Source organism: Caulobacter segnis ATCC 21756, assembly GCF_000092285.1.
Lineage (GTDB): Bacteria > Pseudomonadota > Alphaproteobacteria > Caulobacterales > Caulobacteraceae > Caulobacter > Caulobacter segnis.
The window spans coordinates 4,401,663-4,425,801 of the sequence record NC_014100.1; the positions used below are offsets into that span (position 1 = coordinate 4,401,663).

The 24,139-nt window shown below is 67.6% G+C and carries 29 protein-coding genes and 1 pseudogene; 15 read left to right on the forward strand and 15 right to left on the reverse strand.

The features are described from left to right. Positions 1 to 70 precede the first annotated feature (70 nt). Entirely contained in the window at positions 71 to 694 is a 624-nt protein-coding gene (gene grpE / locus CSEG_RS20055; protein ID WP_013081059.1) for a nucleotide exchange factor GrpE, read from the reverse strand. A gap of 12 nt (positions 695 to 706) precedes the next feature. After that, on the reverse strand, positions 707 to 1,783 hold the full coding sequence (gene hrcA, locus CSEG_RS20060; protein ID WP_013081060.1) for a heat-inducible transcriptional repressor HrcA: 1,077 nt from the start codon (positions 1,781 to 1,783) through the stop codon (positions 707 to 709). Between the two features lie 140 nt (positions 1,784 to 1,923). Here hrcA and rph point away from each other — a divergent pair, with 140 nt between their 5' ends. After that, complete coding sequence (gene rph, locus CSEG_RS20065) at positions 1,924 to 2,640, forward strand: ribonuclease PH (protein ID WP_013081061.1); 717 nt, start codon at positions 1,924 to 1,926, stop codon at positions 2,638 to 2,640. Positions 2,641 to 2,699: 59 nt separating this feature from the next. Then, positions 2,700 to 3,677 (forward strand): S1C family serine protease, encoded by a 978-nt coding sequence (locus CSEG_RS20070; RefSeq protein WP_013081062.1) that lies wholly within the window; start codon positions 2,700 to 2,702, stop codon positions 3,675 to 3,677. Here the strand turns inward: CSEG_RS20070 and CSEG_RS20075 are convergent. The 4 genes from CSEG_RS20075 to CSEG_RS20090 form a co-directional block, all read right to left on the reverse strand. Continuing rightward, a complete protein-coding gene (locus CSEG_RS20075; RefSeq protein WP_013081063.1) occupies positions 3,674 to 3,904 on the reverse strand; it encodes a helix-turn-helix domain-containing protein in 231 nt (76 codons plus the stop codon). The genes CSEG_RS20070 and CSEG_RS20075 overlap by 4 nt on opposite strands. Positions 3,905 to 3,921: 17 nt before the next feature. Further along, a complete protein-coding gene (locus CSEG_RS20080) occupies positions 3,922 to 4,455 on the reverse strand; it encodes a DUF2975 domain-containing protein (protein ID WP_013081064.1) in 534 nt (177 codons plus the stop codon). A gap of 83 nt (positions 4,456 to 4,538) precedes the next feature. Continuing rightward, positions 4,539 to 4,655 (reverse strand): hypothetical protein, encoded by a 117-nt coding sequence (locus CSEG_RS20085; RefSeq protein WP_013081065.1) that lies wholly within the window; start codon positions 4,653 to 4,655, stop codon positions 4,539 to 4,541. Positions 4,656 to 4,820: 165 nt separating this feature from the next. Further along, the gene (locus CSEG_RS20090) at positions 4,821 to 5,414 is read right to left on the reverse strand and encodes a glutathione S-transferase N-terminal domain-containing protein (RefSeq protein ID WP_013081066.1); all 594 of its coding nucleotides are present in this window, start codon (positions 5,412 to 5,414) and stop codon (positions 4,821 to 4,823) included. A gap of 32 nt (positions 5,415 to 5,446) precedes the next feature. Here CSEG_RS20090 and rdgB point away from each other — a divergent pair, with 32 nt between their 5' ends. From rdgB to CSEG_RS20135, 9 genes and pseudogenes are all read left to right on the forward strand, one after another. Next, a complete protein-coding gene (gene rdgB, locus CSEG_RS20095; RefSeq protein WP_013081067.1) occupies positions 5,447 to 6,049 on the forward strand; it encodes an RdgB/HAM1 family non-canonical purine NTP pyrophosphatase in 603 nt (200 codons plus the stop codon). After that, positions 6,042 to 7,192 (forward strand): annotated as a pseudogene (gene hemW, locus CSEG_RS20100) (radical SAM family heme chaperone HemW). Before rdgB ends, hemW begins: the two are co-directional and overlap by 8 nt. Positions 7,193 to 7,270: 78 nt before the next feature. Then, positions 7,271 to 8,146, forward strand: coding sequence for a 16S rRNA (cytidine(1402)-2'-O)-methyltransferase (rsmI, locus tag CSEG_RS20105; protein ID WP_013081068.1), 876 nt, complete (start codon positions 7,271 to 7,273; stop codon positions 8,144 to 8,146). Next, positions 8,143 to 8,541 (forward strand): YraN family protein, encoded by a 399-nt coding sequence (locus CSEG_RS20110; RefSeq protein ID WP_013081069.1) that lies wholly within the window; start codon positions 8,143 to 8,145, stop codon positions 8,539 to 8,541. Before rsmI ends, CSEG_RS20110 begins: the two co-directional genes overlap by 4 nt. Then, entirely contained in the window at positions 8,538 to 9,353 is an 816-nt protein-coding gene (locus tag CSEG_RS20115; RefSeq protein ID WP_013081070.1) for a SirB1 family protein, read from the forward strand. Before CSEG_RS20110 ends, CSEG_RS20115 begins: the two co-directional genes overlap by 4 nt. A gap of 89 nt (positions 9,354 to 9,442) precedes the next feature. Continuing rightward, entirely contained in the window at positions 9,443 to 10,396 is a 954-nt protein-coding gene (gene gshB / locus CSEG_RS20120) for a glutathione synthase (RefSeq protein ID WP_013081071.1), read from the forward strand. A gap of 108 nt (positions 10,397 to 10,504) precedes the next feature. Beyond that, on the forward strand, positions 10,505 to 12,037 hold the full coding sequence (locus CSEG_RS20125) for a YifB family Mg chelatase-like AAA ATPase (protein WP_013081072.1): 1,533 nt from the start codon (positions 10,505 to 10,507) through the stop codon (positions 12,035 to 12,037). A 36-nt stretch (positions 12,038 to 12,073) separates the two neighbouring features. Beyond that, positions 12,074 to 13,624 (forward strand): response regulator, encoded by a 1,551-nt coding sequence (locus CSEG_RS20130; RefSeq protein ID WP_013081073.1) that lies wholly within the window; start codon positions 12,074 to 12,076, stop codon positions 13,622 to 13,624. Positions 13,625 to 13,662: 38 nt separating this feature from the next. Beyond that, positions 13,663 to 15,360, forward strand: coding sequence for an AmpG family muropeptide MFS transporter (locus tag CSEG_RS20135; RefSeq protein WP_013081074.1), 1,698 nt, complete (start codon positions 13,663 to 13,665; stop codon positions 15,358 to 15,360). Here the strand turns inward: CSEG_RS20135 and CSEG_RS20140 are convergent. The 3 genes from CSEG_RS20140 to CSEG_RS20150 all read right to left on the reverse strand — a co-directional run bounded on the left by CSEG_RS20140 (position 15,357) and on the right by CSEG_RS20150 (position 17,173). After that, positions 15,357 to 16,190, reverse strand: coding sequence for a S1 family peptidase (locus CSEG_RS20140; RefSeq protein WP_013081075.1), 834 nt, complete (start codon positions 16,188 to 16,190; stop codon positions 15,357 to 15,359). The two genes, CSEG_RS20135 and CSEG_RS20140, sit on opposite strands and share 4 nt — an antisense overlap. Positions 16,191 to 16,209: 19 nt before the next feature. Then, complete coding sequence (locus tag CSEG_RS20145; RefSeq protein ID WP_013081076.1) at positions 16,210 to 16,638, reverse strand: DUF350 domain-containing protein; 429 nt, start codon at positions 16,636 to 16,638, stop codon at positions 16,210 to 16,212. Positions 16,639 to 16,723: 85 nt separating this feature from the next. After that, positions 16,724 to 17,173: an SRPBCC family protein gene (locus tag CSEG_RS20150; protein ID WP_013081077.1), complete on the reverse strand. Its 450-nt coding sequence runs from the start codon at positions 17,171 to 17,173 to the stop codon at positions 16,724 to 16,726. Between the two features lie 50 nt (positions 17,174 to 17,223). On the opposite strand from CSEG_RS20150, the gene CSEG_RS20155 reads away from it, so the two are divergent. Next, on the forward strand, positions 17,224 to 17,559 hold the full coding sequence (locus tag CSEG_RS20155; protein WP_013081078.1) for an ArsR/SmtB family transcription factor: 336 nt from the start codon (positions 17,224 to 17,226) through the stop codon (positions 17,557 to 17,559). Here the strand turns inward: CSEG_RS20155 and rlmN are convergent. The 4 genes from rlmN to CSEG_RS20175 all read right to left on the reverse strand — a co-directional run bounded on the left by rlmN (position 17,556) and on the right by CSEG_RS20175 (position 20,689). After that, positions 17,556 to 18,767 carry a 23S rRNA (adenine(2503)-C(2))-methyltransferase RlmN gene (gene rlmN, locus CSEG_RS20160; RefSeq protein ID WP_013081079.1) on the reverse strand — a complete coding sequence of 404 codons (1,212 nt, stop codon included), beginning with the start codon at positions 18,765 to 18,767 and terminating at the stop codon, positions 17,556 to 17,558. The genes CSEG_RS20155 and rlmN overlap by 4 nt on opposite strands. 83 nt (positions 18,768 to 18,850) lie before the next feature. After that, on the reverse strand, positions 18,851 to 19,651 hold the full coding sequence (locus CSEG_RS20165; RefSeq protein WP_013081080.1) for an SDR family NAD(P)-dependent oxidoreductase: 801 nt from the start codon (positions 19,649 to 19,651) through the stop codon (positions 18,851 to 18,853). A 58-nt stretch (positions 19,652 to 19,709) separates the two neighbouring features. Then, entirely contained in the window at positions 19,710 to 20,504 is a 795-nt protein-coding gene (gene cysQ / locus CSEG_RS20170; protein ID WP_013081081.1) for a 3'(2'),5'-bisphosphate nucleotidase CysQ, read from the reverse strand. Beyond that, positions 20,501 to 20,689, reverse strand: a complete 189-nt coding sequence (locus tag CSEG_RS20175; protein WP_013081082.1) for a DUF3553 domain-containing protein — start codon at positions 20,687 to 20,689, stop codon at positions 20,501 to 20,503. Before CSEG_RS20175 ends, cysQ begins: the two co-directional genes overlap by 4 nt. A gap of 66 nt (positions 20,690 to 20,755) precedes the next feature. On the opposite strand from CSEG_RS20175, the gene chpT reads away from it, so the two are divergent. From chpT to CSEG_RS20190, 3 genes are all read left to right on the forward strand, one after another. After that, complete coding sequence (gene chpT / locus CSEG_RS20180; protein ID WP_013081083.1) at positions 20,756 to 21,445, forward strand: histidine phosphotransferase ChpT; 690 nt, start codon at positions 20,756 to 20,758, stop codon at positions 21,443 to 21,445. Between the two features lie 69 nt (positions 21,446 to 21,514). Next, the gene (locus CSEG_RS20185; RefSeq protein ID WP_167535165.1) at positions 21,515 to 21,892 is read left to right on the forward strand and encodes a response regulator; all 378 of its coding nucleotides are present in this window, start codon (positions 21,515 to 21,517) and stop codon (positions 21,890 to 21,892) included. Next, positions 21,889 to 22,719 (forward strand): CheR family methyltransferase, encoded by an 831-nt coding sequence (locus CSEG_RS20190; protein WP_013081085.1) that lies wholly within the window; start codon positions 21,889 to 21,891, stop codon positions 22,717 to 22,719. The genes CSEG_RS20185 and CSEG_RS20190 overlap by 4 nt, the downstream gene beginning before the upstream one ends. Before the next feature lie 7 nt (positions 22,720 to 22,726). On the opposite strand, the gene CSEG_RS20195 is transcribed toward CSEG_RS20190, so the two are convergent. Both CSEG_RS20195 and CSEG_RS20200 read right to left on the reverse strand, forming a co-directional pair. Then, positions 22,727 to 23,812: a hypothetical protein gene (locus tag CSEG_RS20195; RefSeq protein ID WP_013081086.1), complete on the reverse strand. Its 1,086-nt coding sequence runs from the start codon at positions 23,810 to 23,812 to the stop codon at positions 22,727 to 22,729. Positions 23,813 to 23,976: 164 nt separating this feature from the next. After that, positions 23,977 to 24,117: an entericidin A/B family lipoprotein gene (locus tag CSEG_RS20200; RefSeq protein WP_013081087.1), complete on the reverse strand. Its 141-nt coding sequence runs from the start codon at positions 24,115 to 24,117 to the stop codon at positions 23,977 to 23,979. Positions 24,118 to 24,139 lie beyond the last annotated feature (22 nt).

Consider the following 24,139-nt stretch of genomic DNA (forward strand, 5'->3'; position numbering starts at 1 on the left):
CGCAAAGCGCGAAGGGGGAAAGGGGGCGCGCCCTTCATTTGCGCGCCCCAAGAGGCAAAATCGAGGAAGCTCAGGCCTTGGTGTCGAGAGAGCCACCCGAACCGTCGGCGTCGGAAGCCGCTTCGGCGTAGGGATTACCCCCGACCGAGGCTTCGGCCGCGGCCGGACCAGTCGAGCCCTTGGCGGCGACCGCGACCATGGCGGGGCGCACGAGGCGCCCCATCAACTCGTAGCCGGCCTGCAGGACCGCGACGACGCCGCCAGCGGCGACCTCGTCCGACGGCTGCTCCATCATCGCCTGGTGCAGGTGCGGGTCGAACTTCTCGCCCTTGGCCGGATCGATCTTCTTCAGGCCGTTGCGCTCGAAGGCCGTGAGCAGCTCCTTCTCGGTCATCTCGACGCCGATGACGAAGTTCTTCACGACCGGATCGGCCGAGTCGCGCGGGCTGTGGGCCGTCGCCCGAGCCAGGTTGTCGGCCGCGCCCAGGAGGTCGCGGGCGAACTTCTGGATCGCGTAGGCGCGCGCGTCGTTCATCTCGCGCTCAGCTCGGCGCTTGGTGTTCTCGGCCTCGGCGGCGTAGCGCAGGGCCTGCTCCTTCAGAGCGGCCACCTCGGCCTTCAGCGCCTCGACCTCTTGGGCGAGATCTTCGGTCTCGAACGTCGTGTCTTCAGCCGGCGTTTGTTCGTCGGTCATCTCTTGAGGTCCTTATCCATCCATCATGCGTCCGAGCACCCGGGCGGTATAATCCACCAGCGGGATGACACGGGCGTAGTTCAAGCGGGCGGGTCCGATCACGCCGATCGCGCCCAGCACCTTCTGCCGGCCTGTCATATAGGGCGCCGCGATCACGGAGGAACCCGAAAGCGAAAACAGACGCGTTTCGGCCCCGATATAGATGCGCACGCCCTCGGCGTCGCGCACATCGTCCAGAAGGCCGATCAGCTGTCCTTTCTGCTCCAGGTCGTCGAACAGCTGACGAACCCGGTCGATGTCCTCGCGGGCTCGGGCGTCAGCCAGCAGGTTGGCCTGCCCCCGGACGATCAGCGAACGGGCGTCGCCCTCTCCACCGCTCCACGCCGCGAGTCCGTCCTCGACCAGGCGGGCGGCCGTCTCGTCCAGTTGGCGGCGCGCGAAGTCCAGTTCGGCGCCCATCTCGACGCGGGCCTCGCTGAGGGTGCGGCCTCGCAGGCGGGCGTTGAGAAAGTTGCTGGCCTCTTGCAGCGCCGAGGGCGTCACGCCCGGCGCCTGGCGCATCAGCCGGTTCTCGACCTGGCCGTCCTCGAAGACCATGACCGCCAGCACCTGGCCGCCGCCCAGCGGCACGAACTCCACGTGCTTGACGCCGCCTTCGCGGACTGGCGTCACGACAATCCCGGCGCCGCCGGCCAAGCCCGACAGCACCGCAGAAGCCTCGGCCAAAGCCTCCTCAAAGGAGCGGCCCTTGACCGCCAGTCGCGCCTCGATCGCCTGCTTCTCGGCCTCGGCGACGTCGCCGACCTCCAGAAAGCCGTCGACGAACATGCGCAGGCCGGCATGGGTCGGCATGCGGCCCGCGCTGGTGTGTGGCGCGTCCAGCAGGCCCAGCTGCGCCAGATCCTGCATGGTGTTGCGGATCGAGGCGGGCGACAAAGCCACGCCACCCTTGGAGATCGTCCGCGAGCCGACAGGCTCGCCCGTCTCGAGATAGGATTCCACCACACGCCGGAAAATGTCGCGGGCGCGGGCGTCCAGATCGGTGAGACCGGGCGTGCGGACGATCGGCCCTGGAAACAACTGCGTCATGTCGACGTCATCCTGAGCGTGTCGTCCCGAGTCGTGTCGTTTGGGACCCGGTGGGCGAACAAAAGCAGTCGGCCTCTTTCAAGTTCCGCTGCCAATAGGATAAGCGGCCCCATCGACCTATTCAAACCCCGGAGTTTCCCATGCGTCCGTCCGAACGCGCCCCCGACCAGATGCGCGCCGTCACGCTGGAAACCGGCGTCAACCGCTACGCCGAGGGCTCGTGCCTCATTTCGTTTGGCCACACCAAGGTTCTGGTCACCGCCACGGTCGAGGAGAGCCTGCCCGGCTGGCTGCGCAACAAGGGCCAGGGCTGGGTCACCGCCGAGTACGGCATGCTGCCTCGCGCCACCCACAGCCGGGGCCGCCGCGAAGCGGCCGCCGGCAAGCAGAGTGGCCGCACCCAGGAGATCCAGCGCCTGATCGGCCGCTCTCTTCGGGCCGTCGTCGACCTCAAGGCTTTGGGCGAGCGCCAGATCACGTTGGACTGCGATGTCGTGCAAGCCGACGGCGGCACCCGCACCGCCGCAATCACCGGCGCCTGGGTCGCGCTACGGCTGGCCACCAAGTACCTGCTGGACGAAGGCGTTCTGAAGACCGACCCGATCGTGGGCCAGGTCGCGGCCGTCTCGTGCGGCGTCTTCAACGACACGCCCGTCCTCGACCTCGACTACGAGGAAGATTCCAGCGCCGAAGCCGATAGCAACTTCGTGCTGACCAACGCCGGGGACATCGTGGAAATCCAGGCCACCGGCGAGAAGCGCGGCTTCAGCCGCGCCGAGTTCGAGGCGCTGTTCGGCCTGGCGGAGAAGGGCATCGGCGAACTCTTCACCCTCCAGCGCGCGGCGATCGGCGGCTAAGCCCTTGCCGGGGGCGGCGCCAGGACCCAGATTCATATCCTGTAGATCAGGAGTTCTGTGTGCCCACCCCGTTCGAAGGTTACGAAGTCGAAGCGCGCCTGCGTCCGTCGGCCGAAGCCTATCGGTTCGACCTGGACCAGACCTTGGCCAGCGTCGTCGCGCTGGAGGCGAAGGTTCCGTCTGACGCCTACACGGCGGCGATCCTGGGGACCGAGCGCGTCGGCAACGGCGTGGTCATCAGCCCCTCGGGATTGGTGCTGACCATGGCCTATCTGATTACCGAGGCCGAAGGGGTCATGCTGACCAGAGGTGACGGTCGCCGCATTCCGGCCCACGTGCTGGGTCTCGACAGCCGTTCAGGTCTTGGCCTGGTCCAGGCTCTGGAGCCTCTGGATCTGCCGGTTATGAGGCTGGGCAGCGCCAAGGACCTCGAAGCCGGCGCCCCGGTGATCGCCGCTGGCGCGGGCGGGCGGGCGCACGCGGCCGCCACGAAGGTTTTGGCCCGCATCCCCTTTGCGGGCTACTGGGAGTACCTGCTGGACGAAGCGATCATCACGGCGCCCGCGCACCCGCATTGGAGCGGCGCGGCCCTGATCGGCCCCGATGGAGACCTCGTGGGCCTCGGTTCGCTGACGCTGGAAGGCCGCGACCAGAATGGCGAGACGCGGCCGCTCAACATGTTCGTGCCGGCCGAACTGCTGCCGCCCATCCTCGACGACCTGGCGCGGGGTCGGTCACCCCATCCGCCCAGGCCCTGGCTCGGCGTCTTCGCTCAAGAGATGGAAAACCACGTCGTGGTGGTGGGCGTCTCGCCGAAAGGCCCAGCCGCTCGCGCGGAGATCAAGCCTGGCGACCTTATCCTGGCAGTCGACGACAAGCCTGTCTCGGACCTCACGGAATTCTACGCCGTGATGTGGAGCCTGGGCGAAGCCGGCGTGACGGTGCCGCTCAAGATCCTGCGCGAAGGCGACGCTTTCGAGGTCGAGGTTCGCTCGATGGACCGCAACACGCTGCTCAAGAAGCGACGCCTGAACTAGTCTTCCTCATAGCCGCTGGGCGGACCGCTTTCGAAGGTCAGCAGATCCCCCGGCTGGCACTGCAGCTCGCGGCACAGGGCGTCCAGCGTCGAGAACCGCACCGCCCGCGCCTTGCCGGTCTTCAGGATCGAGAGATTGGCGATCGTGACGCCGACACGGTCGGACAATTCCGTCAGCGACATGCGGCGATCCAGCAGCACGCGGTCGAGGTTCACGCGGACGGGCATAGAGAGGTCGCTCCGGGTCAGATCGTCAGTTCGGCTTCGCGGCGAAGGCGCGCGCCTTCGCGGAACACCTCGGCCAGAACGAACACCACCAGCACCGAGAACCAGGCGGTCAGGGTGAAGCTGTCGTCGATGACCTTTGTCTTGGGGGCCAGCCACCGGGCCATGCCCGAGAAGACGTAGCGGCCGACCTCCAGCCCGGCGAGCACGAGGCCGATCAGGCGCAGGCGCACGACATTGTCGGGGTGGAAGGGGTCGCCGGCGGTCAGGGTCGCGAAGATCTTCCGCAGGCGCTCGACAATCACCATCCAGCCACCGAGCAACAGCGCCCAGGCGGCCAGGGCGCCGGCGAACAGCGGGCCGTCACGGCTCACCGCTTCGACCGCGTCGCTGATCGGCAGCATCGAGGCCAGCAATTCGGGATTGAAGCTGAACAGCAGGGCGACCAGCGTGAACAGCGACAGAAGACTGACGAAGATCCATAGCCCGACGTAGATCACGTCGAGGATGATCTTCAGGAAACTCGAAACGGAGCCTGGCCCCAAGGCGCGCATGGCTGCTCCCCGACAGCGACGCTGAACAATACGCCCCGCGTCGCGGGAGACGTCAAACGGCGGCCTCGCGCCGGACTTGGCCCTTAGAGCGTCTGCGCCACGAAGGCCACGGCCGAGACCGGCACAGCCACGATCAACGCGGCGGTGATGGCGGTCATGACGACCTTGTCGGCGAGGCGGAACAGGCTGGCGGCGGACATCGGGTTTTCCGGTTTGAGAAGTGGGGCGCGCGCCGACGATCCGGCGTCGCCCACGATCAACAAATAGGATCCGATTTCCGTTCCGCCAATCGCGATTATCGAAAAACGATATTAAACTCTAGTAATGTTGCGCGGCCATCGAGGGACGTGTCTCGGCGGCCACAGTCAGCCCGCGCTCGGATCGCTAGCCACCATCGACGCGCGTTTCGAGACGATCTCGAACCACGACGCCAGCGCGGGTCGCCCATCACGCCAATCCACCACCTTGCGCGCGTCGAGATAGCCGAGCTGAGCGGCCACGGCGATCTCGCCAACGCCAAAGCGATCGGCCGAAAGCCCCGCGCCATCGAACAGGTCGAGCGCCGCCGCGATCGCCTTGAGCTGGCGGTCGAACAAGTCCTGCCGATGCTCCCCCTCGGGTCGCATCCGCTCGCGGACGACCAACAGCGCCGCATCGCCCATACCGTCCGCGGCGGCTTCCAGCGTCAGGGCCCGGTGACGTTCGGGTTGGGCGGGAGGGATCAGACGCGGCTCCGAGAGGCCGTCGAGATAGTCGCAGATCACCGCGGAGTCGTAGACGGCCTCGCCCTCGTCCGTGACCAAGGTCGGAACCTTGTTCAGCGGGTTCAACGACCGGACGGCGTCGTCCTGATACGGTGTGGCGGGCTCCAGCGCGATCCGGTCGGACAGACCTTTTTCCAGCGCCAGAACGCGAACCTTGCGCGCAAAAGGCGACAGGGCGGAGTAAAGGAGCCGCATCGATCTGTTTTCCTTGGTGCTCGGAGGGACGAATGGCGCTGAAGCTTGAGATGGGGATGAAGCTTGTGGCCGCCACCCACAATCCTGGCAAGGTCCCCGAGATCATGGCGCTTCTGGACGGTCGCTTCGAGATCGTCACCGCTGGCCAGCTAGGCCTGCCGGAGCCGGAAGAGACCGAGAGCACCTTCGTCGGCAATGCGCTTCTGAAGGCCCGCCACGCAGCCGATCGCTCGGGCCTCGTCGCCCTGGCGGACGATTCGGGCCTCTCCGTCGCGGCGCTTGAGGGTTCGCCCGGTGTCTATTCGGCCCGCTGGGCGGGACCGAGCAAGGACTTCATGGCGGCTATGCGAAAGGTCGAGGAGCGGTTGGAAGAAACAAGCTCCGACGACCGCTCGGCCTGGTTCACTTCGGCCCTGGCCGTGGCCTGGCCCCACGGGCCGGCGGTGGTCGTCGAGGGCCGGATCGACGGAATGTTGACGTTCCCGCCGCGTGGCGACCGGGGATTCGGCTACGACCCGATCTTCATTCCCGCAGGCCATGAGACGACCTTCGGCGAGATGGAGCCCGCGGCGAAGGACGCGATGAGCCACCGCGCCCGAGCCTTCGCCAAGCTGAAGGCGGCGCTGTTTGAGTGATCCCGCTCCGCTGGGCGTCTACGTCCATTGGCCGTACTGCGCGCGCATCTGCCCCTATTGCGACTTCAACGTCGTGCGCGATCGAGGGCGGACCGTCGAGCAAGCTGCGCTGGCCGACGCCATCGTGATGGACCTGGAAGGTCAGCGCGCGCTGACCGGCGAAAGAAGGCTGCTGTCGATCTTTTTCGGCGGCGGCACGCCCTCGCTGATGGATCCGGCCCAGGTCGCCCGCGTGATCGAGACGGCCAAACGACTCTGGTCGCCGGCGAACGACCTTGAGATCAGTCTGGAAGCCAACCCGACAGACGCGGAGAGCGATCGCTTCGCGGCCTTGGGGAACGCCGGCGTCCAGCGACTTTCCCTTGGCGTCCAGGCGCTCGACGACGACGCCTTGAAAACGCTCGGTCGCAATCATGACGCCGGTGCGGCGCGACGGGCCATGGCCGCGGCGCGCCGGGCGTTTCCGCGCCTTTCGATCGACCTGATCTACGCGCGTCCCGGCCAGACGGACGCCGCCTGGCGCGCAGAGCTGGCGGAAGCCTTGGCCGAGGGCCCCGAACACGTCTCGCCCTACCAACTCACCATCGAGGCCGGCACCGCCTTCGACCGCGCCGTGGGCCGGGGAACCCTGAGGGTCCCGAATGAAGACCTCGCCGCCACGCTTTTCGAGAAACAACCCAGGAAATTCTCGAAGCCGCAGGCTTCGACGCTTACGAGGTGTCGAACCACGCCCGGGGCGAGGCGGCGCGGTCTCGGCACAACCTCGTCTATTGGCAAGGCGTGGACTATGTCGGCGTCGGTCCTGGGGCGCACGGACGTCTCGCCCTGGCCGAGGGACGCACGGCCACCACCGCACACCGCGCGATCGGCGAGTACGTGGCCGCCGTCCAGACGATCGGACTCGGCTTCACGCGGGAAATCCTGACGCCGGAAGAGGCGGCCGAGGAGCGTTTGGTGCTGGGACTGCGAATCGACGCTGGCGTGGCCTTCGCCGAAATGACGCCGCTGGGCCTCTCACCGGACGCGCCCAAGGTCCGCGATCTGGTCGAGGCCGGCCTGCTTGTGGACGACCCCAATCGTTTGCGAGCGACACGGGCGGGGCGCCTGGTCCTGGATCGGCTGACAGGCGTGCTTGCGACCTGATATGAGTATGGCCCGCGAAGGTTTAGCGCGGACGCCTGCTACCAACTAAGATTGAGCTACACCCAAAGGACGCGTGATTTGAGCCGTCAGATCCCCCCGCCAGCGTTATCCGACGCGCCGCTCGCACCGGGGCTCTATCTCGTGGCGACGCCGATCGGCAACCTGCGCGACATTACGTTGCGCGCGCTTGACGTGCTGGCGGGCTGCGACGTGCTTCTGGCCGAAGACACCCGCGTCACCGGAAAGCTTTTGTCCGCATACGGAATTCGCACGCGACTCGAGCGCCATGACGAGCATGTCGCCGAACGCGCCATTCCCGGCATCCTTGAACGCCTTGAGGCCGGCGAGCGAGTCGCCCTGGTGTCGGACGCCGGCACGCCGATGGTGTCCGATCCAGGCTATCGCCTGGCGCGAGAAGCGATCGCTGCGGGTCATCCGGTGATCCCGATCCCCGGCGCCTCCGCGGCGCTGGCCGCGCTGACGCTGGCGGGCCTGCCCACCGATCGTTTCCTGTTCGCTGGCTTCCCCCCGCCCAAGAGCGCGGCGCGGCGCACCTTCCTGGAGGAGTTCGCCAATGTCCGCGCCACGCTCATCTTCTACGAGGGCGCATCCCGGGTCGCCGACTGCCTCGCGGACATGGCGGCCGTCTTCGGACCGCGCCCGGCGGCGGTCTGCCGGGAGTTGACCAAGCTCTACGAAACCTGCGTGCGCGGAAGCCTGACCGAGCTGGCGGCCGATCCCAGGTTCGAGGCGCCCAAGGGCGAGATCGTCATCCTGGTCGGCCCCGGCGTCGAGAGGGCGGCGAGCGCGAACGATGTCGAGGCCGCCCTGCGCGAGGCCCTCACGAGGCTTCCGCTCGGTGAGGCGACCTCCGAGGTCGCCAAGGTTTTCGGCCTGTCGCGCAAAGACCTCTATCGGCAAGCCCTCGCGCTCAAGGAGGAGGCGGCGGGATGACGGCGAGCGCGCGCCAAATCCGGGGCGCGGCGGCGCGCAAGCTCGGTCGGCGCGCCGAGGTCCTGGCGGCGCTGTGGTTGATGGCCAAGGGCTATCGGATTCTGGGCTTCCGCCTGACGACGCCACTGGGCGAAATCGATCTTCTGGCGCAACGCGGCGGCGTCCTGGCCGTTGTGGAGGTCAAGCAACGGGCCACCATCGAGGACGCTCTGGACGCCGTAACGCCCACCCAGCGCGATCGCCTTCGCCGCGCCGCCGCTCATTTGACCGCGCACCGAGCCGGCTTGCGCGCGTTAGAGACGCGTCTCGACCTCATCGCTCTATCCCCCGGCAAAGCGCCGCGCCATCTGGCCGACGCGTGGGGCGCTGACCTTTCCCAAGGCGGACGCGCATGACGCGGGAGGAAGCCGAGGACATTCTCACCCGTGCGGGTGAAGGGCCAGACGAGGGCTTTCCGCTTTTCGAGGCGGCGCTCGCCTGCGCAGTGCATGACGACCCCAGTCGAGACACTGCGGCGGCGTTGGCCCTGGCCGCCGAGACCGTGGAGCGCCTGCGCCGTCGCCTGGAGTCTGAATCCCCGGAGGAGGCGATCGCCGAGGCCTTGGCGGGCGATCTTCGCCTGACGGGCGACGTGCTGACATATGACCATCCGGACAACGCCGACGTCATCGCCATAGCGCACCGCCGCAAGGGTCTGCCGGTGGCGCTGGGCGTCTTCTATCTGCACGCCGCCCGCGCCGTGGGTCTCGAGGTCCACGGCGTCGACTTCCCCGGCCACTTCCTGCTGCGCATCGAAACCGACGAAGGCCCGCTGGCGCTGGACCCCTTCAGCGAAGGTCGCGTGGTCCTGCCCTCCGAGCTGTCGCGGCGGGCCCTGCGAACAGGCTTGATGCCCGATGTCGCCGCGCGGCTGGAGCTGCTGATGGCGCCGATCTCGGATCGGGCCGTGTTGATCCGGCTACAGAACAACATCTTCGCCCGCGCCCAGCAGGCCAAGGACTGGGTGCGCGCCGAGCGCTCCGCCCTGCGCCGCGCGCTGCTGAATCCCAATGACCACCGCCCCTGGCTGGACGTCGCGGCGGCTCGAGAGGGCCAGGGCGCGCTGGCGGGCGCTTTGCAGGCTCTGTCCCGCGCCCAGGTCCTGGACGGCGGCGCGGCGATGGCGGCCCGGGCGGCGCGTGAGCGGATGCGGCTGAGACTGAACTGAGCTCTTGTGGGCTTCCTTGGTTGGAGCCGCGCACAAGAACGCCTAACTAAGCCGTCGCGCCAGACGCCCGAAGAACCCCAGGAGCCCCCATGTCGCTGCGAGTCGCCGTTCAGATGGATCCCGTCCTGGGGATCAACATCGACACCGACACGACCTTCCTGATGATGATGGAGGCTCAGACTCGCGGCCACAGGCTTTGGTTCTACACGCCGGACAAGCTTTCGCTGGAGGACGGCCGCGTCTTCGCCCGCGCGCAGCCGCTGGAGGTGTTCGCGGAGAAGGGCGCCCATGCCAAGCTCGGCGAACCTGTTCTCCTGGATATGAAGGACGACGTCGACGTGGTGCTGATGCGCCAGGATCCGCCGTTCGACATGGCCTACATCACCGCGACCCACTTTCTGGAGAAGGTCCATCCCCACACGCTGGTGGTGAACAACCCGGCGGAAGTGCGTAACGCGCCCGAGAAACTGTTCGTCACCGACTTCCCCGGCGTGCAGCCGCCGACCCTGATCACCAGCGATCACGAAGCCATCTACGACTTCCGCGCCCGCCACGGCGACATCGTGCTCAAGCCGCTCTACGGAGGCGGCGGCTCGGGCGTGGCGCGCTTGCTGAAGGACGACCCGAACCTCGACGCGCTGCTGGAACTGCATGCCATGATCGGCCGCGAGCAGGTCATCGCCCAGAAGTTCGTGCCGGCTGTCAGCAAGGGTGACAAGCGCGTGCTGCTGGTTGACGGCGAGCCCGTGGGCGCGATCAACCGCGTGCCGGCCGACGGTCAGGTTCGCTCCAACCTCCGCGTCGGCGGTCGCGCCGAAGCCGTAGAGTTGACCGCCCGCGACATCGAGCTTTGCAAGATCATCGGACCGGAACTAAAGCGCCGTGGACTGATCTTTGTCGGCATTGACGTGATTGGCGAGTACCTGACGGAGATCAACGTCACGTCGCCCACGGGCGCCCAACAGCTGCTGCGTTTCAGCGGCGTCAACGCCGCCGCTGTACTTTGGGACCGCATCGAGGACATTCGCGGAGTCCGTGGGTAACTTTTCCGAAATCTCGGATTTTCCTGAAACGTTCGTTTTTCGTTCTTGCTCCTCCCCATAAGCTATGCTGCAAGTTGTGGATAAATTGATTATCCGCAAGGTGGGGACATGGCGGCCAGAGTCGTCACGGTGGCGTTCGAGGGCGTCGAGGCGCGACGGGTCGACGTAGAGGTCCAACTCACGACAGGGCAGCATGCCTTTGTCGTCGTTGGCCTCGCCGACAAGGCCGTGGCCGAGAGCCGCGAGCGCGTTCGCGGCGCTTTCGCGGGCCTGGGCCTTTCGCTCCCTGGTAAGCGGATCGTCGCCAATCTGGCGCCAGCGGACATGCCCAAGGAGGGCACCCACTTCGACCTGCCGATCGCCCTGGCGGTCATGGCGGCGCTCGGCGTCATTCCCCTGGACGCCCTCGATGGTTGGGCGGCCATGGGCGAGCTGTCGCTAGACGGTCGCATCGTCCCGGCGGCCGGCGCGCTTCCCGCCGCGATGGCGGCCGGCGCCATGGACCTCGGCCTGATCTGTCCAGAGGCGTCAGGCCCCGAAGCGGCCTGGGCCGGGGGGACCCGGATTCTGGCGCCCCGCTCCCTGGTGTCGCTGATCAACCACTTCCGCGGGAGCCAGGTCCTGTCGGCGCCGACGCCAGGGCCCATCGTGGAGGGTGAGCGCCCCAAGGACCTCCGCGACGTGAAGGGTCAAGAACACGCCAAGCGCGCGTTGGAGATCGCCGCGGCTGGCGGCCACAACCTCCTGTTCTGCGGGCCGCCGGGCTCCGGCAAGTCGATGCTGGCCCAACGGTTGCCAGGTTTGCTGCCGCCGCTGACCTCGGCCGAGTTGCTGGAAACCTCGATGGTCCATTCCGTCGCGGGGCTGATCGCGCGCGGAACCCTTAGCCGCGCTAGGCCCTTCAGAGCGCCGCACCATAGCGCCAGCATGGCCGCCCTGACCGGCGGCGGCCATCGCGCCAGGCCCGGCGAAGTGTCGCTGGCCCACAACGGGGTGCTGTTCCTCGACGAATTGCCGGAGTTCGGCGTACAGGCGCTCGACAGTCTCCGAGCGCCGCTCGAAACCGGCGAAGTGATGGTCGCGCGCGCCAACGCCCACGTTCGCTACCCCGCCCGGCTGCAACTGGTCGCGGCGATGAACCCCTGCCGCTGCGGCCATGGGGGCGCGGGCCGCGGCGCGTGCGGCAAGGCTCCCCGCTGCCAAAAGGACTATCAAGGCCGCGTTTCAGGCCCCTTGATGGATCGGATAGATCTGGCGGTCGACATGCCCGCCGTGACGGCGGCGGACCTTTCGCTGCCGCCGCCTTCCGAAGGCTCCGCCGAAGTCGCCGCCCGTGTGGCCCGCGCACGTCGGCTACAGGCCGATCGCGCGGCCGACCTCGACGGCGGCGAGGCGCTGAACGGGCGGGCCGAGGGCGCCTTTCTCGAACGGATCACGGCGCTGGATGACGCTGGACGGGCGCTTCTGGCGCGCGCCGCCGAAGCGGGGCGCATCAGCGCGCGCGGGTGGACTCGCGTTCTTCGCCTGGCGCGGACCATCGCCGATCTCGAAGGCGCGGAGGCCGTTCGACGCGTCCATGTCGCCGAGGCGCTAGCCTACCGCCGGACGGCGGCCATCGGCGAGGAGGCCCTACAGGGTTGACCCGCCGTTAATTCGCTCCGGCTAAGGTCGCGCCTCATGAGCGACCCCAAAGCGACGATTGGGCGACCCGGCGTCACGCCCGAGCAGCTGGCCACCCTGAGCCATGAATTTCGCACGCCTCTCAACGGCGTGCTCGGCATGGCGCGCCTGCTCGAGAACACCAAGCTGACGGCCGAGCAACGGTCTTATGTCACCGCCTTGCGCGAGAGCGGCGACCACCTGCTCTCGCTGGTCAACGACGTGCTGCACTTCGCACGCCTCGGTGCGGCCTCCATCGAGCTGAGCCTGGGGCCGGTCGACGTGGAAAGCTTGCTGCGCCAGGTCGCTGAACTGATGAGCCCCCGCGCTCATGAGAAGGGCGTCGAGATCGCGTGGGCGCTGACCGCGCCGCTGCCCGTGATCCATGCAGACGAGGGCCGCCTGCGGCAGATCCTGCTGAACTTCGCCGGCAACGCCGTGAAGTTCACGGAAGCGGGCGGCGTCCTACTCTCCGCCTCGGCGGGCGAGAACGGCCGAATCCGCTTTTCGGTGGCCGACACCGGGCCCGGTGTCGCGCCCGAGGCCCGCGCGCGCATCTTCGAGGCCTTTGTCCAGACAGACATCACCCACAGCACCCAGCTCGGCGGCGCCGGCCTGGGGCTCGCCATTGTTTCCCGCCTGGCGACCGCCATGGGCGGCGACGTGGGCGTCGGCGGCGAGGTCGGCCACGGGGCCGAGTTCTGGTTTGAAGCGCCATTCAGCTCAAGCGCGTCCGCGACCCGCGAGGCGCCCCTGGCCGGGCGCAATGTGGCGATCGCCTCGCCCAACGCCATCGTCCGCATCGCCACGGCGCGACAGATCGAGGCGGCGGGCGGACGGGCTTTCACCGCGGTCGATGTCAACGCAGCTCTGACCGGCGCGCCGGCCGACGCCGTGCTTCTGATCGACGCTGCTCTTTCCGGTTCGCGGGGCGCGCTCAAGCCGCCGGCCGGCCGCAAGGCCGTGGTGCTGCTGACGCCGGAGCAGCGCGACCGTATCGATCCCCTGAAATCGGCCGGATTCAGCGGCTATCTGATCAAGCCGCTTCGGACGGCCTCCCTGGTCGCCCAGGTGCTGCAGGCCGACGCCGCGGAAGCCGCGCCGGGGCCCAGCACGCACCATGACGACGACCGCATCGCCGGCGCCGTGGCCCATGGTGTTCGCGTCCTGCTGGCCGAAGACAACCCGATCAACGCTCTGCTCGCCCGCACGCTATTGGAGCGCGAAGGCTGCAAGGTGGACCGCGTGGCCGACGGTCCACAGGCGATCGCCGCAGCGGTGTCGGGATCTTACGACCTGATCCTGATGGACCTGCGCATGCCCGGCATGTCGGGCGTCGAGGCCGCAAAGGCCCTCCGCGGCAAGGGCGTCACCGCGCCGATCGCCGCCCTGACCGCCGACGCCTTCGACGAAGACAAGCGTGCCTGCCTGGCTGCCGGTATGGATGACTTCCTGGTCAAGCCGCTGACCCAGGAAGCCTTGCGCGACGTGTTGACCCGCTGGACCACCTCTGGCGTCGTGGGCGCCGGCTGGACGAAAACCGCGACGCGATCCAAGGTCGCCGGCTGAAGAAGCGGGGGCGGTCCCCTCGCCGGGGATTCCGCCGCATGACCGAACAGACCACGGACACCAAGGCCAAGCCCGAGAAGAAGAGCCTGCTTCAGACTCTCGCCTTCTTCGGCGAGCGGCGTAGCCTGGTGATGCTGGGCCTCGGCTTCGCATCCGGCCTGCCCTACATGCTGATCTTCGACACCCTGTCGCTGTGGCTGCGAGATGCGGGCCTGTCGCTGGCTGTGATCGGCTTCTTCAGCCTGGCTACGCTGTCCTTCTCGTTCAAGTTCCTTTGGGCGCCGTTGATCGATCGGGCCAAGGTTCCGGTGCTGCACGGCGTTCTGGGACACCGTCGGGCCTGGATGCTCGTCTTCCAGACCGCGATGATCCTGGGCCTTTGGATGATCTCGGGCCTGAACCCGGCGGCGAACCTCGCTCTTCTCGGCGCGGTCGCCGTCGCCGTCGGTTTCGCGACCGCCTCCCATGACATCGTCATCGACGCTTGGCGCATCGAGGTCGCCGACGATGAAGAGCAAGGCCCGATGGTCGTCGCCTATCAGTGGGGCTTCCGGGTAGCGATGATCGCGGCCGGCGCGATTCCCCTTCTGCTTGCGGAACGCTACGGGTGGAACATCTCCTACGCGGCCATGGGCTTCGTCGTTTGCGTCGGCCTCCTGGCGACCCTCTGCGCGCCGCGCGAAGCCGAACACACGATCCGCCCCATCCCCACGGACGACGTCAAGCAATCCAAGGCCCTGGAGATTTTCGAGTGGCTGGCGCGTCTGGCGATCCTGTTGGTCGGCGCCCTGGTGCTGGGCTCCGGTCTCGCCGGCGACGCCACGGTCCTGTCCAAACTGGTAGGTGGCGAAGCGCTTGCGGACGCCTGGACGGCTAAGCCGAACGGCGTCTGGCTGCAGTTGCTCGGCGTCGCGGTGGGCTTGGCCATCGTCGTGATCGCGGCTTGGCCCATCCCCAAGGTCCGCACCAAGCCCGGCGTCTACATGTCCAAGGCCTTCGGTGAGCCGCTAGGAGAATTCCTCACCCGCTTCCAAGGCGTCGCCGGCCTGATCCTGGCCGCGATCTGCGTCTACCGCGTCTCCGACTTCGTGCTGAACATCATGAACCCGTTCTACCGGGACATGGGCTTCTCGCTGACCGAGATCGCCGAGATCCGGAAGGTGTTCGGCATCATCGCCTCGATGATCGGCGTGTTCCTGGGCGGCGTGGTCGTCGCTCGCCTTGGATTGATGAAGGCGCTGGTCATTGGGGCTTTCGCACAGCCGATCAGCAACCTGATGTTCGCCCTGCTGGCCATGAGCGGCCACAACATCCCAATGTTGTTCGTCTCGATCTGCTTGGACAACGTCGCCGGCGGCGTCGCGGGCACGGCTCTGATCGCCTACATGTCCAGCCTGACCTCAGCGGGCTTCACGGCGACCCAGTACGCCCTGTTCTCGTCCCTCTACGCCTTGCCTGGCAAGCTGGTCGCCTCGCAGTCGGGCCGCATCGTCGAGGCCTCGGCCCAGGCGGCCGAGCACGGCGGACCGATCGGCATGCTGAAAGGCTTGTTCACTCGCCTACCGCCCGAGAGCTTCACCGCCGCCGGCGCCAAGCTAGGCGTCAGCGCCCAGGCCATGGCGGCGGGCTATACGGCCTTTTTCATCTACACGGCGATAATCGGCGCGGTGGCGATCGTGCTGTCGTTCATGGTCGCCGCGCGCCAGAAGGCGACTGAGACGCCAGCTAAGGCCTAGACGCCCAGGCACACCACCTGGGCCACGCGCAGGTCGCGGCGCAGGCCGTCGGCGACGCGACCGTAGTTCTCGGTGGTGATCGGCTCGCTCGGCGCGAACTCGGACGGCGACGGATGTCGGCGAGGGCCGAGCAGCGTCTTCAGGGTCTCCGGCGCCGTCGTGTAGATGCGGCCGCGACGCGGCGCCTCGGCCACGGTGACGCCGATCACCCGGCCCGCCGCGTCGAGAGCCGGCGCGCCGGAGAGGCCCGATAGAGTGCCCTTCAAGGTGTCGGTGCGACCGACCTCAGCCCAGACCAACACCGGCTCGGTGCGAGCGCCACGGCCGTGGACCACCAGATTCTCTCGCCCCAGCAGCCGCGAGGCCGCTTCTCCCGGATGCCCCTGCGGGAAGCCCGGATGATAGGCGCGGGCGCCCCGGCGCAACGGTTGATCGATCCCGAGAGGCACCGCCGGCGCGCCGCCTTCGGTGGTCAGGATCGCCGCATCGGCGCGCGGATCGACGTGAATCTTGGCCGCCACGCCGCGTCCGTCGGCGACCACGATCGCGGCCTGCCTGCAACCATCGACCACGTGGCGCGCGGTCAGCCACGCGCCATCATCGCCGATCGAAAACGCCGTGCCCGATCCCGGTTCCGGCCGCTCAGGCACCTGCACCACGATGGAGGGGTCGAACGGCGAGGAGGGGCCCAGCGGCAGGCCCTCTTCTCCGGGCACCGGCGGCGGCGGCGGCGGGGCGTCGGATCGCTCCTGACGGCCCACGGCGACGACCAGCAAGGCGCTGACCACCACCGCGTAGACGAGCCAGTCAGGGAGCTTTGGGAAGTGCATGGGGACGCCTCGCGCCCTCTCAGCCCGCCACGGCGGCGGCTAGGATCAAGGCCGTAGCCAACTTCGCCCCGACCAGAAGGGCCGCGGCCGAGATCTCGCCTTCATGGATGCGCTCGGGCAGCCCTTTCAGCACCATGTCGGTGCAGCGGAAGACCAGCAGTTGGACAGCGGTCGTCGCCGCGCCCCATATGACGATCTCCGCCACCGAGGTCGCGGCGGTCAAGGACACGGCCAACGGAATGGCCAGCCCGACCATAACTCCGCCCAGCGACAGGGCGGCGGCCGAATTGCCCTCGCGGATCAGCGTGATCTCCTTGTGCGGGGTCATCAGCGCGTAGAGCGTCGTTCCCAGGATCAGCATGATCAGCGTCACGCCTGCGTGCAGCAGGGTGATCGGGAAGCCGGTGGCGAAGGCCTGGACCTCGGGCGACTGGAGCTGGGACGGCATGGACGCGAACTACCCCCGGAAAGGTGCTGCCCTCTGACTAACACGGCAAGCCGCGGCTTGCGTAGGGGGCGCGTGCGCCAGCCAATTACTTGTAGAAGCCCTCTCGCAAATTGAGGCCGTGCTCCACGAACACCTTCATCGCGCACAGCATGCCGGTCCAGCCCTCGCAGTTGCCGAACGCCGCCTTCTCGCCCGCCGGCGTGTCACTCCAGCCGGCTTCGTGGATCCTCACGAGGGTGCGGCCGTCGCCGGTGTCGGCGAGGGTCATGGTGACCGTCGTCTGGTAGGTCGCGCCAGGTTCTGATGCGCCCCAACGAAGAACGATCTTTTCGTTCCGCACGACCTCGAGCACCTCCACGGGGAAGGCGCCCGGAAAATCGTGGAAGTCCCAAGTCACCGTCGCGCCCGCCTCAAGCCGGCCCTGCGCGCCGCCCGTCGTGAAATAGCCAGAGAGCTTCTTGGGATCGACGACAGCCTCGAAAACCTCCGCCACAGGGCGGGCTATACGACCGCCAACAGTGAATTCGTGCGCCATAGGATACCTCCATCCTTGCTCGCCAGCACGATATGTTATAATTTCATAACATGTCAAACGAGGACGAGGCCGACCTGATCTTCAAGGCGCTGGGACATCGCGCCCGACGCGCCATGCTGGACTTGTTGAAGGCCGAGCCCCTGACGACGGGGGCGCTCTGCGCCCACTTTCCAGCCCTGGACCGCTGCACGGTGATGCAGCATCTGGGCGTCCTGGAAGAAGCGGGCCTGATCGTGGCCGAACGACGCGGGCGCGAACGGTGGAACCACCTCGACGCGCTGCCGATCCACGCCATCCACGAGCGCTGGATCGGCCCGTACGCGGCCTATGCGGCTAGCATGCTGAGCCGACTGAAGAGGACGGTGGAAGAGACCGAGGGGGCCTAGGCCGCCTCGTCGTCGTCTTCGCTGAGGACGCCGGCCATCGCCGCCAGCGACAACTTGCGCAGGGCGCTGGCGCGGACCTTCTCGCTCTCGCTCTTCAACTGGCCGCAGGCGGCGAGGATGTCACGGCCACGCGGGGTGCGGATCGGCGAGGAGTAGCCAGCCTTGTTGAGGATCGCGGCGAAGGCCTCGATCGTCGCCCAGTCCGAGCACTGATAGTCGCTGCCCGGCCAGGGGTTGAACGGGATCAGGTTGATCTTGGCGGGGATGCCCTTGATCAGGTTGACGAGGGCGCGCGCTTCGGGCGGGCTGTCGTTGACGCCCTTCAGCATCACGTACTCGAAGGTCACGCGGCGGGCGTTCGACAGGCCCGGATAGGCGCGGATGCCGGCCATCAGCTCGGCGATCGGGTACTTCTTGTTCAGCGGCACCAGCACGTCGCGCAGGGCGTCGTTGGTGGCGTGCAGGCTGATCGCCAGCATGGCCTGGGTCGTCGAGCCCAGCTTCTCCAGCATGGGCACGACGCCCGAGGTCGAGACCGTGATGCGGCGACGCGAGATGCCGATGCCCTCGTTGTCGCTGATGATCTCGATGGCGTCGGCGACCTGGCCCAGATTGTACAGCGGCTCGCCCATGCCCATGAACACGATGTTCGAGAGCTGGCGGTCCTCCTTGTCGGACGGCCATTCGCCCAGATCGTCCTTGGCGACCTGCACCTGAGCGACGATCTCGGCTGCGGTCAGGTTACGGACCAGGGGCTGGGTGCCGGTATGGCAGAAGCTGCAGTTGAGCGTGCAGCCGACCTGGCTGGAGACGCACAAGGCGCCGGCGCGACCGACGCCCGGAATGAAGACGCTCTCGACCTCGATGCCGGGCGCCATCCGGATCAACCACTTGCGGGTGCCGTCCTGGCTGACCTGGCGTTCGACGATCTCGGGGCGGGCGATCGTGAAGGCCTCGGCGAGCCGCGCGCGCGTTTCCTTGGCCACATCGCTCATCGACGCGAAGTCGGTGACGCCGCGATGGTGCATCCAACGGAAGATCTGGGTCGCCCGCATCTTGGCCTTGCCGTGCTCGACCACGCCGCTCTCGACCAGAGCGGCGATCAACTGCGGACGCGTGAGGCCCGACAGGTTGACCAGCGGTTTGGCGACGGGGGCTGCGGGCGCGGCGTCGGACGAGACGCGCGACAGGTCGAGGGTGACGCTCAAGGGGATGTCCGGCTCTTCGGGGTGCGGACGGACATATAGCAGGTCCGGGCCGGTTTTCCAAAAGGACCGAGCGCCGCGCCTCCTCAGACCTTCCGGAACCGGCCGCCCTGGTTGGCCATCAGCGCCAGGGCCCAGTCGTCCGGCAGCACCTTGGCGACGGCGGCGATGGCCTTGTTGGGCGAACCCGGAACACAGATCGGACGATTGGCTTCTGCGGCTTCGTAGCCGGCGGCGGCGACCTCGTCCGCCCCGAGCCACATCCAGTCCGGCACGCCCTGGCTGACCTGGGCGCGAGTGCCGTTGACGTCGTGGAATTCCGAATAGGTGAACCCGGGGCAAAGCGCGCTGACATGCACGCCGGTCGACAGGTTCTCCAGATGCAGGCTCTGGGAGAACTTGACCAGGAAGCCCTTGGTCGCCGCGTACAGCGTGTGGCCCGCCGCGCCAGGAACCAGACCCGCTAGCGACGCGACATTCGTGATGCGCCCAAAACGACGCTCGACCATGCCCGGCAGCACCTTATGGGTCATTTCGCAGACCGAGGTCAGCATCACCTGCAGGAAGGTCGCCTGGTCCGCCCAGTTCGTCGCCGCATAGGTCCCCGGCAGGCCGTAGCCGGCGTTGTTGACCAGCGCGTCGACCACGCGCCCCTGCTCGGTGATGGCGGCCAGCACCGTGTCCACGCCTGCCGGTTCGGCGAGGTCGGCGGCGACAGCGTAGGCCTCCACGCCCGAGCGCAGCTTGATCTCGGCCGCCAGGGCCTCGAGACGATCGGCGCGCCGCGCGGTCAGGACAACGTCATAGCCATGGCTGGCGTAGATGCGGGCGGAGGCGGCGCCGATGCCGGCGGAGGCGCCGGTGATCAAGGCTAGACGGCGGGCCATGCGATCGATCCGTTAAGAGCCAAACTTCGCCGGACAGCAGCACGACCGATGATTTGGTTCAAGCCGCGCCGCCGCGCGCCACGAACCAACCATTTCGGAAGCCTTGGTCGGCCTTGCCATAGACGAAGGGTGAGCCGTCCGGCTGGGTGAAGGTTCCGCCGGCGGCGACCAGAACCGCGTGGGCGGCGGCGGTGTCCCATTCGGACGTCGGCCCGTGACGCGGATAGATGTCGGCCGAGCCTTCGGCGATCCGGCACATCTTGATCGAGGAATCCATGGCCGTGCGAAGGTCAAAGCCGTACTCGGCGGCGAGCTCGGCGGCCTTTTCCTCGCGCATGGTGTGACTGATCAAGCCCAAGGCCCGACCGGTCGGCCACGGCCGGACCCGCGCCGCCGCCTCTGGAGCATCAGCGCCCATACGTTTCGTCGCGCCCGCGGCCGTGGTGTACCAGACCTCGCCCGTGGCCGGCGCGCAGACGGCGCCGGCGACCGGAACGCCATGGTCGATCAGGCCGATATTGACGGTGAAGTTCGGGTCGCCGCGAACGAAGGCTTTGGTGCCGTCGACGGGGTCGACGAGGAAGAAACGCGATCCGATGGCGTCGGGCGTCCCGAACTCACTGGCGTGCTCCTCGGAAATCACGGTGACATCCGGAAACGCCTCCGCCAAGCGCTGCAGGATCAGCCGCTCGCCCGCGCGATCCGCCTCGGTGACGGGGCTTTCGTCCGCCTTCTGCGCCACCGCCAATTCCGTTCTCCAGAACGGGAGGATGACCGTCGCCGCCTCTTCGGTGATCCTGGCCAGGGCTCGGCCCCAGTCGGCCAGGTTTTCGGTCGTCGCGGTCTCGCTCATGCCTGTCCTCGAGGGTCATCGCCGACGAACTCCAGCCGAACGCGACGGCCGTCGATCGTCTGCTTGCCCGCCTCTTCGAAATTGACGGTGACCCGATGTCCGATCACGGACTGAACCTGCCCCAGGCCCCAGTCGGGCTGGTCGGGATGGCGCACCAGGACGCCCGGCTCTAGAAACGGATCCATAACGGCCTTCCTGTAGAGGCTTGGCCCAGTTTGCCAAAGCCTCAAATCACGGCAGAGTCCGCCGCTATGACCGATATCGTCCCAGAGACAGTCCCCGCGACCCCGGCGCCCACGACTCCGCAGACGGACGTGCAAGGCCCGGACTTCGCCGCCATGCTGGCTGCGCGCCTGTGCCACGACTTCATCAGTCCGGCCAGCGCGATCGTCTCGGGCCTGGACCTCTTGGAAGACCCGGCGGCGCAGGACATGCGCGAAGACGCCATGAGCCTGATCGCCTCGTCGGCGCGGAAGCTCGCCGACCTGCTACAATTCACCCGGGTGGCGTTCGGCGCCTCGGCCTCGGCCGAGAACTTCGACAGCCGTGAGCTGGAGAAACTGGCGCAAGGCGTCTTCGCCCATGTGCGCCCGACCTTGAACTGGGCCATCGAGCCTCAGGCTATGAACAAGCCGTCCGCCCGGGCCGTACTCAACATCGCGCAGATCGCCGCCAGCGCCTTGCCCGCCGGGGGCGTGGCGACCGTGAAGGGCGTCAACGCCGACGGGCGCTTCTCGATCATCGCCGAGGCGATCGGCCCTCGCGCCCGTCTTCGCCCCGAAGTGCTCGCGGGCCTGAAGGGCGAGCCGTTGGCCGAAGGACTGGGCGGTCCATGGGTGCAGGCCGCCTACCTGAACGCCTTGGTCCGCGCGGCCGGCGGCCAGATCGCCGCCGAGGTTGGCGAGGACCGCGCCTCGGTCGCGGCCTGGGTGCCCGCCTAGGGACGGCTTCGCGCTCGGAAGTTCGGCAAACCGCTCCTTAACCAGAAGCCTTCATTGTCGCTCTCTGGATTGGAGTACGCCGTGAAGACCTGCCTGGTGGTCGACGACAGCCGGGTGATCCGCAAGGTCGCCCGCCGAGTCCTCGAGGACATCGGCTTCGACATCGCCGAGGCCTCCGACGGCATGGAGGCCCTGGCCTGGTGTCGCGCGGCCATGCCCGACGCCGTGCTGCTCGACTGGAACATGCCGGTGATGAACGGTCTCGAGTTCCTGAAGCTGCTGCGCAAGGAACGGCACGGCGACACGCCCAAGGTCATCTTCTGCACGGTCGAGAACAGTGTCGATCGCATCCGCGAGGCGCTCGACGCCGGCGCGGACGAATACATCATGAAGCCGTTCGACGGCGACATTATCCAGGCGAAGTTCGCCGAGGCGGGTCTGCTTTGACCCCTGAGCACATCGACCTTCTGGCCGCGCTCGGACGCGCCCGCGCCGGCGTACGGGTCGAGATCGAAAAGCCGTACCTGATCGAAAGTCGCCTAACCCCGCTGGCGCGTCGCGAGGGTTTCGAGAGCATCGAAGCCTTGGTCGATGAACTGCGCGCCAAACGCGACGAGCGGTTGATCTGGGCTGTCGTTGAATCGCTGTGCCGCACGGAAACGACTTTCTTTCGGGGACGGGAGGCCTTCGCCGCGCTCCGAGACGGGATCCTGCCCTCGTTGTCTCATCGTCGCGACACGCCGTTGCGCATCTGGAGCGCGGCCTGCGCCACCGGCCAGGAGGTCTATTCCATCGCCATGGCGGCGGCCGAGGCGACCGGGCTGGCGCCCGGCGCGCGGTTCGAATTTTTCGGTTCTGATCTTTCGGAACGATGCCTGGAGAAGGCCCAGACCGGGCTGTACACCCAATTCGAGATCCAGCGCGGCCTGCCGATCCGAATGCTGGTCAAGTACTTCGACAACCAGGACGACACCTGGACCATCTCGCCTCGCATTCGGCAGATGGTCCGCTGGCGGCGGATCAACCTGCTGTCGGACCTCTCTGCGCTCGGCGTGTTCGACGTGATCCTGCTGCGCAATGTCCTGCGGAGCATGGTCCCGGCGCTACGCGGCAGGATCGTCCGCAGCTTGGCCGCCCGACTCTCGGCCGATGGCGTGCTGGTGCTGGACCCTGAGGACGATATCTCGGAGCTGGGCGATGTCCTCGTGGCGGCGCCCGGCGGCGCAGGCCTCTATCTGCGCGATCCGACAATCGGGACCGCCGCCGCGGCCTGACCGGCTCTCAAGCCTTCCTGGCCCGAGCTTGCAGGCGAGCCAAGGCGGCGCCGCCCGCCAACCCACCCACCACCTCTGCCACTCGCGCCTTGATCCCGGCCCGCGCCGATGGAAGCGCCGCGAACGCGGGCGCGAGCTTGCGGAACAGGATCGGTGGCGCGCCCGGCCCCACGATGGCCTCGTGCAGATCCATAGCGTCGACCACGGCGCGCGCCGCCTTCCGCCATTCAACAGGCGGCGCCACGCCGTGCGGCGCCGGCGCGCGGCAATCGGAGAAGTTCGGCCTCAGCCCGCAGCCGAGCCAGATGGCCTGCTCGACCTCACGGGCATAGGCTCCGTCGCGGGCCAGCCGATCAACGTCGATCACAAGATCTGCGTGAGGCAGAGCCTTCAGGTGGGACGCGAGCCACACGGCCAGAAAGGCCTGGAAGGACAGGCTCGCGGGGCTGCGCTTGAATTTCCGGCGCACCGCGGCCAGGCGCCGATTCAAAGGGCCTCGGCCGTCGAAGTCGTGGCCCAACAGGCGACGGGCGGCGTCGCGCCAGACAGCCATCTCGGACAGCAGGACGTAATGGCATAGCTCGAAATAGGTCGGCCTGGGGCGCCGGCGCAGCGAGTAGAACGACAGCCACTGCTGGACGGGATCGCGCACCAGCACGACATGGAATCCGCCGAACCGCCTCTTGAGCCATCCCGCCCGCCCGAGCGTCCGGCAACAGGCCAGCACCGGTGTTTCGCCCCGGCGCTTCGCCGCGTCGATCAGGCCCTCGACATAGCTCTGCTGCGCCAGGTCGCTAGCCTCGGGTTCGATCCAGTAGCGGTCCAGCGCGAAGCTCGCGTCAAAGCCGCTTACGCCCCCGGCCGGGTCGAGAACGACCTCGAATTCCTTGAGGTAGGGCTCACTGCCCCCGGGATGCCTCAGGCCGCTGTTGTCTGGCGTTTCGGCCCGTATCGTTTCGGGTGTCACATGCGCCAATTGTTCGTGCCAGGGCTCGTAATAGGCCCGGACGTTCGGCACGGCGCGAAAGCGGTGCCATACGTAGGTGCTGGAACAGCGCCAGCCGCTATGAACAAAGACAGCGCCGCTCGACAATCACTCGATCCCTCTATCCGAGGGTCCAGCATTCATGGGCTGCTTTTCAGCCGTATCTCAGGCCGGGCCCTGAGGGTTGCGCCGCCGAAATACTTTTGGAGCCACTGAAAGAAAAAGGCCCGCTGTCTCCAGCGGGCCTTCATGTCTTCGGCAGGCTTCGTACGTCAGTTGTTCTTGACGTCCTTGGCCGTGTCGGTCACGGCGCGGCCCGCCGACGAGACGTCCTTGCCGGCGCCTTCGACCGTATTGCAGGCCGCCACCGACAGGCTGGCGGCGAGGGCGGCCAGGATCACCAGTTTACGCATGGTATTCTCCGCTGTTCGCCTC